Genomic DNA, 12,524 nt, shown 5'->3' with positions numbered 1-12,524 from the left:
GGAGTACCATGTGTCATCTGAAACGCTCGTTTCAGCACTCCTGTAGGGTCGGTACTCCGGCCTGGCAACACGGGCACCTCCTTGGCCGCCGCGACGAATCGCAGAGTATGTTGACACGTCCTTTGCAGCAGTACGAGGTTTTTCGTTCCCACGACATCGATCAAACGCGGGATCTCATGTCCAGCGTGCTGTGCGACCACCACCTCGACGTCGTCGATTTCGCCGTACCGCTCGACGCGAGGATGAATTCCACACGTCTGCGCGACGTCGTGCTGAATTATGTCGAATACGGCGCTCCTGTTCTGGTGGATCCCGGCCGCACACAGCGTTTCCTGGTGGTACAGGCACACATCAACGGACGTGGGGTGGTGTGGTCCGGGCGCGACCAGAGCGCCGCACACACCTCCCGGATCGTGGTGAGCTCCCCCGAAGAGTCCCTGCGGATGTCGCTGTCCTCCGACACCCGGCTGGTTCTTGTGAAGATCGAGTCAGCCACCGTCGAGCGCGCCCTGCGTCATCTCCTGGACGACGAGCCCGACCGTCCGATCCGCTTCGATCTCGGCATGGACGTGGCCAAGGGAGCGCCATGGTTGTGGTACCGGACGTTGTTGAACGAGATCGGCCGGGTCGGCAGGCACGATAAGCCCTTCGCGCAGTCGTGGACCGGGCGGTTCGAGGACTGGCTGGTCTCCCGGCTTCTGGTACTGCAGCACAGCAACTATTCGGAGCGGCTCAGCCGGGCCGCCGCCCACCCCGCCCGTGCCAGGGCCGTGGTCGACGCGACCGAACTCGTGCGTGCCGTTCCACGGCCGGACTGGTCGCCCCGTGCACTGGCAGACGCGCTCGGCGTGGGTCTCGCGCGCCTGGAGACCGGCTTCCGCATCTACCGAGGCGTTTCAGTGGCCGCGTTCCTGCTCCGCGAACGGCTGCGGGCCGTGCACCGGATGCTGCAGGTGTCGGATCCGGCCGAGACCTGCCTCGACGACGTGGCCCGCAGCTGGGGGTTCCCGGACCGGATCGGCTTCGTGACCGAATACACCATCGTTTTCGGAGAGTCCCCCGACCGCACTCTCCGCTGCTAGAACCCGCCGCTGGACCCCGAAACGGAGACCCCCGAGCAATGAGCGGCTTCCACTTCGCCTACATCCGCACCGCAGATCCCGAACTCGCCGTGCGCGCCGCCGAGCCGGTGCTCGGCCCGCACGAGCTGCTGCCCGAGGGCGGCCCGGGGGACATGGACCTCCGCATGCACCGGCACCACGGAACACAGTTGACCTCCGCCACCGTCACCTATGGCCGGGACGTGGTTGTGCGCCTGACCGTGCCGCGGGACGCCTACGCGACGACCACCGTGCTCAGCGGCCGGTGTGTGTTGCGCGTCGGAACCGCCTACCTCGAAGCCGGTCCCGGAGACGTGGTCACCGCTTCGCCCGGCCAGAGTTTCGGCTTCCAGGCCTCGGCGGACTGCTACCTCAAGCTGGTCCGCATCGCGCAACGGGCCATGCACGACAGGCTCACCAGGATCACCGGTGTCCGGCCGGACACCCCGATCCGTTTCGGACCCGCGGTCGCCGAGCTGACCGGCAGGAGCCAGCCGCTGATCACGAGCGCCGAGCGCTTCTTCGGCCGGTCGAAGTCGCGGTTCGCGCGGCACTCGGACGACATCTTCGTCGACTGGCTGCTGCGCCACCAACCGCACGAGTACAGCGAAGTGATCGGGCGGCGGGCGGTCCCCGAGGTCGAGCCACTCGTGAGCGAGTTCGCCAAGGTGCTGATGCACGCGGCGGACCCGGCGAAGGAGCTGAGCGTGTCCGAGCTGGCGATGGCCGCCGGTGTTTCCGAGCAGGACCTCGTGCACGCCTTCCGCCACTACGAAGGGTGCCCGCCGTTCGAGTACCGGCGTGGCCTCCGGCTGGACTGCGCTCGCCGTCTCCTCGTGGCGGGTGAGTTGCCGCGTACGACGGTCGAACAGGCCGCGCGGCGCTGTGGTTTCCGGGACAGCGAGCAGTTCCGGATCTGGTACTGCCGCCGGTTCCGCGAAACGCCCCTCGACACCCTCTACCGGACGGAGTGAAGTTTGCGGCTCTGGACACCCGGCGTCGTCATCGCCGACCACCACAAGGGATTCCCGTCGGGACTGTCGGGTATCGAGGCGTCCGCACTGCCCGGACGCCTGGGCGTCCTGTCGGATGGCTTCCGGACCCCGCTGCTCGTGCTCAAGCAGCGGGACCTGGACCACAACCTCGCCGCGATGGAGAACTTCTGCGCGAAGCACGATCTGTCACTTTCTCCCCACGTCAAGACCACGATGTCGCCGGAGATCGCCCAGGCGCAGGTCAGCCACGGCGCCTGGGCACTCACGCTCGCCACTTCCACTCAGCTGGCCGCGTTCCGCCGCCTCGGCGCCGACCGGCTGCTGCTCGCCAACGAACTCGTCGATCCAGGGGCGATCGAATGGCTCATTACCGAGCTGGATCACGACCCGGGTTTCACCTGTTACTGCTACGCCGACTCGGTGGACGGCGTTGAAGTTCTCGAGCGGCAGCTCGGCCGCCGACCGAGGTCGCGGCGGTTACCAGTGATCGTCGAGCTCGGCGTGCCCGGCGGGCGAACCGGGGTGCGCGGGGTCGAAGCCGCCGTCGCGCTCGCGGGCCGGATCGCCGGGTCGCCGCACCTGGAACTCGCCGGTGTCGGCGGGTTCGAAGGGGTGATCCCCGGCCGGCTCGACGGCCGGCTCCTCGACGAGGTGCGCGGCTGGCTCGGTGAGCTGAAGGAGCTCGCGGACGAGGTGTTCGCTCGTCACGCCGGCGACGGCGAGTTCGTCGTGACCGCCGGAGGAACGCAGTACATCGAGCTGGTCGCCGGGGAACTCGCGCCGCCGTGGCGCAACGGCCGCCCGATCCGCGTCGTGCTGCGGAGCGGGTGCTACGTCACGCACGACTCGCTGGGGTACGAGACCTACCGGCAGCTGCTCGCGACCGAGTACCCGCTGATGTCATTGCGGCCGAGTCTGGAACTGTGGTCGCGGGTGCTGTCCCGGCCGGAACCGGATTTGGCCATTGTGGACTTCGGCAAGCGGGACACCGGTGTGGACGCGGGATTCCCGGTTCCGCTGCACCGGATCCGGCGTGGCACGTCCACCCTGGAGAAGGCGCCGTCCGGCGAGGTGGTCGCGGTCAACGACCAGCACGCCTACGTCCGGGGTGTGCATGACCTCGAGGTCGGTGACCGCCTCGCGTTCGGCGTTTCGCACCCGTGCACGACGTGGGACAAGTGGAGGGTGGTGCCGATCGTCGACGAGGAGTACGTCCTCACCGGGGTCGCGCAGACGTTGTTCTGACGTGATCAGTCCTCGTCCTGGCCGGGCCACCACTGGTCGAGCAGGTCCATGCGCGCGTCGACCAGGGTGGGGTTTCTGAGGTCCACCAGGTGGACTCCCCGCCAGCGGTGGAAGCCGATGCTTTCGAGCATCGCGCCGGCCCGCAGGCTGGACAGTTCGGCCGTGATGCGGTCCGCTCCCGGGACGGTGAAGTCCAATGGGGACACGCGGCAGGCGGCCAGGCGTGCGTTGGGGGACAGGATCCTCAGCGCGCTGGCGATCAGCGCGGCGCCCAGGCCGTGACCGCGCCACGGTTCGGTCAGGTCGATGCGCCTGAGGATCACCATGCGGGGCGGCCCCTGGCTGATGCGTGCGTCCAGTTCGGGGTGCAGCTTGCCCTGGTCCGGGTCCATCACCGTCTCCGCGATGAACTCCAGCGCCCACTCACCGAGCACGACCGAATCGAGCAGGTTCCGTTCCTTGGTCAGATCGGCGATGACGAGCGCGATGTCCCCGACGTGGCGCAGATCGTCCGGGCACACGTCGAGTTCGGAGACGTCCGCGGAGGCGTCCCATTGTTCCGGCTGTTCATCCTCGTCGTCGATCTGCCACCAGAATCGCCGGTGCGTGAGCGTGAGTTCGATCGACAGCGGGTTCGCGGGCAGATCAGGAACCACGACCACTCCTCGGCATCATTGCACCGTGCGAATGCACGTGCATCCGCACTCTAGATGACGACAGTGGCGAATGCGTATGGGGTAGCGGACGCTTTTTCGCGGTATCGTCCGAAATTCTCGGCAGGCGCGCCCGTGAAAGGTGTTCACGAATCACCGGAAGTCGCTCTTCTGCGTGCCTCGTCGGCGATGAAGGTGCCCTTCGAGCGGATCGTGAACACCAGGCCGCGCTCGCGCAGGATCTGGGTCGCATGTCGTGCCGTGCCAAGGGATACGCCGTACTCCACGGCCAGCCGTCGTTCGGCCGGGAGTGGCGTGTTGGGGCGCAGGTCGCCCGCCTCGATTCGGGCCGCCAGGTGCTCGGCCATCATCTCGTAGATGTAGCCAGGGGTTTCGCTGGGATCGAAGTCTGGGACGTTCACGGGAGGAAGGTAGAACGGCGTTAAAAGGCGCGGATTCCACGGTTGCTCCAAGATGCGCCTGTGCGCGCTATGACGGGGTTGATCACGAGGGCCGCCGGGGCTCCCACGTTGTCACACTACCGGGTGACCGAATGCGGGTTGGCCGGTGAATGCGTCAGTTGTTCACTGTCGTCACCCGACGGGGTTAGCCAAAATGGACGTACAATTCTCAGAGGACTTGATTCGGCGCTCGAAATGAGTCATAGCCGCGTCCGCGCAGGATCTCGAACCGGTCCGTCCCCGGCCAGCTGTTGACCCAGCTCGATCCCTCGACGTCCTTCGCGCGCTTCTTCAGCGGCGCCAGCAAGCGCGACACCTCGCGGTAGGACTTCGCGGCGGTACCCGCGCACACCACCGTCGCCAGTGACACCGTGACCGGCAGGTGCTCCGCGGTCCACGGCGTGCCGAGCAGGGTGTCCGCGATGGCCGGGATCTCGTCGATGTCGCAGGCGATCAGGAAGTCGTCGCCGCCGACGTGGCTCACCGTGACGCTGCGCAGCTTCGCCGCCAGGTCGGTGAGCGCGCGGCCCAGCGTGCGGATCAGCTCGTCGCCCGCGGCGAACCCGGCCGTGTCGTTGACCCGCTTGAACGAGTCGACGTCCAGCCACGCCACGACGAGCGGACGGCCGGCGGCGATCCGGCGGTCCACCTCCCGCGCGACCGTGTCGCTGCCGGGCAGGCGGGTCAACGGGTTCAGCGCGGCCGCTTCCTCGATCTTCGCCTCGGCCATGCCGCGCACGATCTCGGTCACGAACACCACACCGAGACACTGACCCGCCTCGCCGACCACGATGATGTCGTCGCCCCGGCGGACCAGACCGGCGTCGGCGACCAGGTCGAGCAGTTCCAGCGCACCCGCACCGGTCCGGATCGTGCGGGGCGGATCGGCCAGCCGCGCCGCGGCCTTGTTGGCGTGCAGCGCGTGCCCGAACGGGCCGGTCAGGTCCAGCAGGAACCGGGCCCGGTCGATCGACCAGCGCGGCCGCCGCTGCCCGTCCAGGCCCACGATCCCGGTGGGCGCGTCGTGGTCGAGCAGGACCCGGCGCACGTCGTCACAGGTCGAATCGTCCGGCAGGGTGGTCGCCGCGTGCAGGAAATCGTCCACCCGTGGAGCGGCCGTCGGGGTCGGCGGCACCGGCAGCGCGGGCCCCGGCGGCGCGGTGACCAGTCCGGAGGGCATCACCCCGGTGCGGGCGGGGGAGAACAGGTTGCCCTGCACGATCCGGACCCCGAGCCCGCGCACCGTGGCGAGCTGCTCCTCGGCCTCGATCCCGGTGGCGGCGAGCCGGATGCCGGTCCGCGACGTGAAGTGGACCAGCGACTCGACCAGTGCGACCGTCGCGGCGTCACCGGGCAGGCGCCGCAGCGCCGTGCGGTCGAGCTTGACGAGGTCCACCTTCGCCTCGGCCAGCAGGTTCAGCGGCAGGTCACCGGAGCCGAGCCCGTCGAAGGACAGCCGGAACCCCAGTTCGGCGAAGCGGTGCATCCCGGCCAGCAGGGCCTTCGGGGAGACCCCGTGGAACGGGGCGCCGATCTCCAGCACGATCTCACGCGGCCGCCGCCCGGTCCGGCCGAGCGAGTGGAGCAGGGGATCGAGGACGAGTTGCGGAGCCGCGGCCGACAGCGCGCACAGGTTGAGGTGGAGCGGCAGCAGGCTTTCGTGGGCGGACTCGGCGAGTACGGCCTGCGCGACGAGACCGGCGTCCACGTCGACCAGGCGGCCACGGCGCCGGGCCTCGCTGAGCAGGTCCTGGATCCGGCCGCCGGGCGGGCGCGCCAGTGCCTCGACGCCGACGACGCCACCGGTGTTGAGGCTGTAGAGCGGTTGAAAAGCGAAGCCTACGAGGTTCTCCGCCACTTCCACACCGCTGATCCTCGCGCGCGGACAGGGCCAACGAGGACAGATCGCGCCCCGATTGTGTCCCAGCTCACCCGAGTGGGCGGTCCCGCGGCGAACTGGCCCCTACCGTCGCCGCCCGCGATCGTCCCAGTCTTGTCTGGTTGTCCCCGATGACCAGCAGAGGAGCCGCGCGTGCCGCCGTTCATGGAGCCCTTCCGCATCAAGGCGGTCGAGCCCATCCCGTTCCCCTCGGCGCGGGAGCGCCGCGACGCGCTCGTGGCGGCGGGCTGGAACCTGTTCCGGGTCCCGGCCCGCGCGATCACGATCGACCTGCTGACCGACTCCGGGACGGCGGCGATGTCGGCCGCGCAGTGGTCCGCGCTGATGCGGGGTGACGAGTCCTACGCCGGCGCGCGCTCCTTCGAACGCTTCGAGGCGGTGGTGCGCGACCTGACCGGGTACCCGGAGGTCCTGCCCGTCCACCAGGGGCGCGCGGCGGAACGGATCCTGCTCGGTCTGCTGCTGGGGCCCGGCGACATCTCGGTGAGCAACACGCATTTCGACAGCACCCGCGCGAGCGTGGAGGCCGCCGGCGCACTGGCTGTCGACCTGCCGGTGCCGGTCGCGCCCGGTGAGCTGAACCCGTTCGGCGGCGACATCGACATCGACCGGCTGCGGGACCTGCTGCGGGAATCGGCCGACCGGGTGAAGTGCGTCGTCCTCACCGTCACCAACAACGCGGGCGGCGGACAGCCGGTTTCGGTGCGCAACGTGAAGGCGACGCGGCAACTGTGTGACAGCTACGGCGTCCCGTTGTACCTGGACGCGTCGCGGTTCGCCGAAAACGCCTATCTCGTCACCGAACGCGAGGACGGCCACGGGCACCTGACGCCCCGCGAGGTGGCCCGGATGGTCTTCGAGCTGGCGGACGGTTGCTGGGCCAGCCTCAAGAAGGACGGGATGGCCAACATCGGCGGGCTCATCGCGCTGCGCGACGACGGCCTCGCACGCCTGGCCCGCGACCAGCTCATCGCCTTCGAGGGGTTCCCGACCTACGGCGGTCTCGCCGGGCGCGATCTGGAGGCGCTCGCGCAGGGGCTGCTGGAGGTCACCGAACCGGACTACCTGCAGTACCGCGCGGAGTGCGCGCGCTGGTTCGGCGAGCAGCTCGGCCTGGCCGGGCTGCCCGTGCTGCAGCCCACCGGCTGCCACGCCGTCTACGTCGACGCCGGGGAGCTGCTGCCCCACATCCCGCCGCACGAGCTGCCTGCGACGGCGTTCGCCAACGCGCTCTACCTCACCGGTGGTGTGCGCGTGACCGAGCTGGGCACGCTCGTCTTCGGCAGGCCCGATCCGGCGGGCGGCCCGGACACCCCGGCGCCGCGTGAGCTGGCGCGGTTCACGCTGCCGCGCCGGGTGTACACGCTGAGTCACCTCGAATACGTCGTCGACGTGGCGGAGACCGTCTGGTCGAAGGCGGACCAGCTGACCGGCTTCCGCATCGTGGAACAGGGAGGTGCCCTGCGACAGTTCACGGCGGTCCTGCGACCGGCCGCCGAGTAGGGAAAACCGCCGCTGAGGGATGGGCTGACGCGCTCGCTGCAAATTGCACTTGGCAAATTCGCCCATTCGCCGGTAGCGGTTGAACGACAAACAACGGACAGTGGTGCATTGGAGGTGTATGGGAGTCGGCGCCACCGTACGTTGATCTTTTCGACTGCCCGGGACATGACCGTTCTACCGCTCGACAAGTACCGGCTCTTCCACTCGCGGGACGTCGACGACACCCGCGAGCGGGTGGGCCGCGTCTTCTGCCCGCATTCGATGAACACGGTCGGCCGCAATCCGCGTCTGGACACGCGGATGAACTGCCGTCGTCTGGAAAACGTGGCGATCTCGGTGATCGCCTACGGCACCGACGTCCGGGTCGAGCCTGGCGAGCTCGGCTCCTTCTACGTCGTACTGGCTCCGGTCATCGGCCGGGGGATGATCCAGTGCGGCCACCAGCGGACCGGCACCGGACCGGACAAGGCCGGTGTGGTCAGCGCGGAAGATCCGTTGCGCATGCGGTTGACCGACGACTGCGCCCAGCTCGTGATCAGGATCGAACGGTCGGCGCTGGAGGCGCGCCTGGCCGAGCTCAACGACGGCGCGGTGTCGGAGCCGGTGCGGTTCCGGCTCGGGATGGACATCACGCACGGCTACGGCCGCAGCTGGTACCGGACGCTGGCCTACGGCGTCTCCGAGCTGGACCAGCCGGACACGATGCTCTCCCACCCGGCCGCCGTGGAGCAGTTCGAGGGCAATCTGATCACCGGGTTGCTGCTGGCGCAGCCGCACAACTACACGGCGATCATCGAGGGCAGGGACCGTCCCGCGCCCTCGCGGTCGCTGCGCACGGCGCTCGACCTGATCCACAGCAATCCGGAAGCACCGCACACACCCGCCAGCCTGGCCCACCAGTCCGGCGTGAGCGTGCGGGCGCTGCAGAAAGCGTTCCGGGAACAGCTGGACAGCTCGCCCAGCGAGTACGTGCGCGGTGTGCGGCTGCAGCGGGTGCACGACGAGCTGTCGGCGGCGCAGGTCGAAGTCACGACAGTGGGGGAAATCGCCAGCAAGTACGGGTTGATGCACCACGGCCGGTTCTCCGCGGCGTACCGCGACCGGTTCGGTGAGTCGCCCAAGGCGACGTTGCACAGACGGTCTGGACGTCTACTCGAATGCGAAGGGGCTCATCGTGCGTGACGAGGACAACGGCAGGCACCGGACGAACCGTGCCCGGGCGGCGCTCGTAGTTCCGGTCCGATGAGCGGCGAGGCTGCGGTGGTGGCCCGCGACTCGGTGCCGATCGGCAGGCTGATCCGGTCGGTGCGGCACGAGCGCGGGCTCACCCAGTACCAGCTCGCGGACGAGCTCGTCCTGGCCTCGGGCAACGAAAGCCTGGGGCGGGGCGAGGTCTCCCGCTGGGAGCGCGGCAAGCGGGTGCCCGGCCCGTACTGGCAGCGCCACCTGAGCCGGGTGCTCGAACTGCCCCCGGACGAGCTGCGGGCCGCCGCGCGGACGGCCAAACAGCTTCGCTGGCGCCAGTGAAAGACAACCCCTGAATATCGGATCCCGCTTTTGTCATTTTTGCAGCGAACGTTCTCGTTGCTCGCAGGAGTGGGAGTCCCATGGGAAAGTCTCTGGTCACACTGGTCAACCCGAATCTCGTCCACCCGCCGATCACGCCGTACGCACTGGACATCCTGACGACCTCTTTGGAGGCCGACGGGTTCGATGTGGACGTCGTGGACCTCACGTTCCGGCGGGACGACTGGTGGACCGTGCTGCGCGAGTACTTCGCGGATCACCGGCCGCTCCTGGTCGGGGTCACGGTGCGCAACACCGACACGATCTACGCGCAGCAGCAACGCGGTTTCCTGGACAGCCACCGCGCCATCATCGACGAGATCAAAACGCATTCCACCGCCCCGATCATCGCGGGTGGTGTCGGGTTTTCGTCGATGCCGTTCGCGCTGGTAGACCATTTCGACATCCCGTTCGGGGTGAAAGGCCCGGGTGAGGGGATCATCGTCGGTCTGGCGAACGCGCTGCTCGACGGCGAACGCCCGGACTCCGTGCCGGGGCTGCTCGTCAACCGCGGCCGGGGGCGGGTCGAGAAGATCGCGCCGGAGCTGGGCCGCCGCGGCCGTCCGCTGACCTCGCCGATGAACCGGGTCACGACCTACACCCGCCGGTCCGGGCAGCCGTGGAAGGTCGACAACCTGCGCTACTACCGCGGCGGCGGGCTCGGCAACATCCTGACGAAGAACGGCTGCGCCTACGCGTGCGCGCACTGCGTCGAGCCCGACGCGAAGGGCACGCACTTCACCCGGCGCGCGGTGGATTCCGTGGTGGACGAGATGGAAACACTGTGCGCACAAGGTGTCCACGACCTGCACACGACCGACAGTGAGTTCAACCTCGTCATCGCACACAGCAAGAACGTGCTGCGGGAGATCATCCGGCGCCGCGACACCGACCATTCGACACCGCTGCACGACCTCAAGCTGTGGATCTACGCGCAGCCGACGCCGTTCGACGACGAGCTGCTCGACCTGCTGGTGCGCGCCGGTTGCGCGGGCATCAACCTGGCGCCGGACCATGTCCGGGACGACGTGCTCGACGGCTGGAAGGTCTCCGCGGGCGGCCGCCGGTACTACACCTTCGACGACGTGCAGAAGTTGTGCGCCAAGATCGCGAAGGTCGAGCTGCCGGTGATGGTCGAGGTCCTGCTGGGCATGCCGGGCGAGACCGCGGTGACCATGACCGACGCCGTGAAGCGCACGCTCGACCTGCAGGTCGCGGTGGCCGGGTACAGCCTCGGCATCCGCGCGTTCCCGTACTCGCCATTGGGCATCCGGATGGCCGAGGAGTGCGGGGGGCGCCGGACGGTGCCCGGTCTGCAGTCCGATTCGGCGACCGAGCCGATCGTGCTGAAGCCGCGGGCGGCCTGCGACGGCATCGTCGAGTACGAGCGGCAGTTCGCCTTCGACGCGGCCGGGCGGTTCCGGCCGGTGTACTTCCTCTCGCCCGACCTGCCCGAGGACCCGGCCACGCTCGGCTCGCCCAGCGGCCGCTGGGTCAACAGCGTGCAGATGCTGTGGGACCTCGTGCCTGCCTCCGAGTACCACCGCGTCATGTTGCCGACGCTGCCCGGCATCACCGAGGACGACAACAACTACGCCGACAACCCGTTCCTGCTGCGGCTGATCGAACTGGGCTACACCGGGGCGTTCTGGTCGCACTGGCCCCAGCGGCACGAGATCATGCAGGACGCCGCCTGACCAGGGACTATTTCGATCCGAATACGGGCTCTTGAGCCGCCGCGAAGTTTACGTAGACTTTCCGGCGGCGAGACGCCCCAGATCCCGCTGCGCCGGCCGGAACCTCAGCGTCGAGGAGCCGGCCGGCGCAGCCGCCCTTTCTCAGCAGGCATTCTTCGCGCGCAGGACCGTGGTCAGCGCGTCGGTCACCCGGTCGGCCGTCAGCATCCCGTCGGCCGTCGCCTTCTCCATCGCGTCGAGCACCGGCGCGACGTCGCCGCCGTCGGACCACAGCGCCTGGTCCGCGCCGGACTGGATGGCCTTCACCACGGCCTGCGGCAGCGGATAGCGCTGGGTGACGGCCTTCATCGCGCCCAGGTCGTCGGTCACGACCGGCCCACGGAACCCGAATTCGCCGCGCAGCAGCTGGTAGGCCGCCGGGGACAGCGACGCGGGCTCGCCGTCCGTCAGACCGGGCACGTCGAGGTGCCCGACCATCACCGAGACGTCACCGAACCCGGCGAGGTCCCGGTAGGGGACCAGGTCGTTCTGACGCAGCTCGTCCAACGGCGGGGTGGTGACCTCGCCCTTGTGCGAGTCGCCGGTGGCGTGGCCATGGCCGGGGAAGTGCTTGAGCACCGGTTCGACACCGGCTTCGGAGAGCCCCGCGGCGAACGCCTGCGCGTAGCGGCGCGCGGTCTCGGGGTCGGCGCTGAAAGACCGGTCGCCGATCACCTCGCCCGCGGCGGCGTCGGTGAGGTCGAGGATCGGGGCGTAGTCGACGGTCACGCCACGGGCGGCCATCGCCCGGCCCCGCTCACGGGCCAGGTCGCGGACCTCGTCGGTGGTCATCGTCCGGGCCATCTCGCGCGCGCTGGGGATGGAACCGTCGAGGTCGTCGATCCGCTGGACCCGGCCGCCCTCGTCGTCGACGGCGACCGAAACCGGGAGCCGGGCCGCGTTCTGGACCTGGGCGAGCGCGTTGTCCTCCAGCAGGGCGGTCGCGTTGCCGCCGAGGAAGATGCCGCCGATCTGCTCGGAACTCACCACCTCGGCCGCGCCCCCCGGATCGGACGCGTCCACGCCGACGACCACGAGCTGCGCGAGCCGTTGCCGGGGCGTGAGTTCGCCGATCACGGTGGCGCACGCGCCGGGCCCCTGGGCCGCGGCGATCTTCGACTGGGGAGTGGTGGGTGGGGCGGCGGCCGGGGGCTGCTGCTGCCCGGCTTCGTCGCTGCTCGCGTAGACGACGACCGCCGCGAGCAGGGCTCCGGCGGCCAGGACGAGCAGCAGGCGCCGGGTCAGGGGCTGGGCCGGCCTCATCGGCTTCGGGGTTCCTTCCTGGCGAGGGGGTTTCGCGGTCACGGTAACCCAGAGGCGCCGGGGCCAAACCGCGCGTCGCCGGGCCGGGTGAGGTGTGGCACC

The 12,524-nt window shown here is 69.3% G+C and carries 11 protein-coding genes; 7 read left to right on the top strand and 4 right to left on the bottom strand.

The genetic code is table 11. The features are described from left to right. Positions 1–176: 176 nt before the first annotated feature. The 3 genes from HNR02_RS07060 to HNR02_RS07050 are packed head-to-tail and all read left to right on the top strand — an operon-like array spanning position 177 to position 3,340. Complete coding sequence (locus HNR02_RS07060; protein WP_179772378.1) at positions 177–1,082, top strand: AraC family transcriptional regulator; 906 nt, start codon at positions 177–179, stop codon at positions 1,080–1,082. A gap of 38 nt (positions 1,083–1,120) precedes the next feature. Next, positions 1,121–2,074, top strand: a complete 954-nt coding sequence (locus HNR02_RS07055) for an AraC family transcriptional regulator (protein ID WP_179772377.1) — start codon at positions 1,121–1,123, stop codon at positions 2,072–2,074. Positions 2,075–2,077: 3 nt separating this feature from the next. Then, positions 2,078–3,340 carry an alanine racemase gene (locus HNR02_RS07050; protein ID WP_179772376.1) on the top strand — a complete coding sequence of 421 codons (1,263 nt, stop codon included), beginning with the start codon at positions 2,078–2,080 and terminating at the stop codon, positions 3,338–3,340. A gap of 5 nt (positions 3,341–3,345) precedes the next feature. Here HNR02_RS07050 and HNR02_RS07045 read toward each other — a convergent pair whose 3' ends face one another. From HNR02_RS07045 to HNR02_RS07035, 3 genes are all read right to left on the bottom strand, one after another. Next, complete coding sequence (locus tag HNR02_RS07045) at positions 3,346–3,996, bottom strand: hypothetical protein (protein WP_179772375.1); 651 nt, start codon at positions 3,994–3,996, stop codon at positions 3,346–3,348. 143 nt (positions 3,997–4,139) lie between these two features. Next, positions 4,140–4,415 carry a winged helix-turn-helix domain-containing protein gene (locus HNR02_RS07040; protein WP_312860927.1) on the bottom strand — a complete coding sequence of 92 codons (276 nt, stop codon included), beginning with the start codon at positions 4,413–4,415 and terminating at the stop codon, positions 4,140–4,142. A 208-nt stretch (positions 4,416–4,623) separates the two neighbouring features. Then, the gene (locus HNR02_RS07035; RefSeq protein ID WP_179772374.1) at positions 4,624–6,318 is read right to left on the bottom strand and encodes a GGDEF domain-containing protein; all 1,695 of its coding nucleotides are present in this window, start codon (positions 6,316–6,318) and stop codon (positions 4,624–4,626) included. Positions 6,319–6,486: 168 nt separating this feature from the next. Here HNR02_RS07035 and HNR02_RS07030 point away from each other — a divergent pair, with 168 nt between their 5' ends. From HNR02_RS07030 to tsrT, 4 genes are all read left to right on the top strand, one after another. Next, positions 6,487–7,857 carry a tryptophanase gene (locus HNR02_RS07030; RefSeq protein WP_179772373.1) on the top strand — a complete coding sequence of 457 codons (1,371 nt, stop codon included), beginning with the start codon at positions 6,487–6,489 and terminating at the stop codon, positions 7,855–7,857. Positions 7,858–8,022: 165 nt separating this feature from the next. Continuing rightward, a complete protein-coding gene (locus HNR02_RS07025) occupies positions 8,023–9,039 on the top strand; it encodes an AraC family transcriptional regulator (RefSeq protein WP_179772372.1) in 1,017 nt (338 codons plus the stop codon). A gap of 60 nt (positions 9,040–9,099) precedes the next feature. Continuing rightward, positions 9,100–9,384, top strand: coding sequence for a helix-turn-helix domain-containing protein (locus HNR02_RS07020; RefSeq protein WP_179772371.1), 285 nt, complete (start codon positions 9,100–9,102; stop codon positions 9,382–9,384). Positions 9,385–9,464: 80 nt separating this feature from the next. Then, entirely contained in the window at positions 9,465–11,120 is a 1,656-nt protein-coding gene (tsrT, locus tag HNR02_RS07015) for a tryptophan 2-C-methyltransferase (protein WP_179772370.1), read from the top strand. Positions 11,121–11,261: 141 nt separating this feature from the next. Here tsrT and HNR02_RS07010 read toward each other — a convergent pair whose 3' ends face one another. Next, the gene (locus HNR02_RS07010) at positions 11,262–12,422 is read right to left on the bottom strand and encodes a glycoside hydrolase family 3 N-terminal domain-containing protein (RefSeq protein WP_179772369.1); all 1,161 of its coding nucleotides are present in this window, start codon (positions 12,420–12,422) and stop codon (positions 11,262–11,264) included. Between the last annotated feature and the right edge of the window lie 102 nt (positions 12,423–12,524).

The sequence above is a fragment of the Amycolatopsis endophytica genome (genome assembly GCF_013410405.1).
In the GTDB taxonomy this organism is placed as follows: domain Bacteria; phylum Actinomycetota; class Actinomycetes; order Mycobacteriales; family Pseudonocardiaceae; genus Amycolatopsis_E; species Amycolatopsis_E endophytica.
This window is presented reverse-complemented; position numbering and strand designations above follow the sequence as displayed.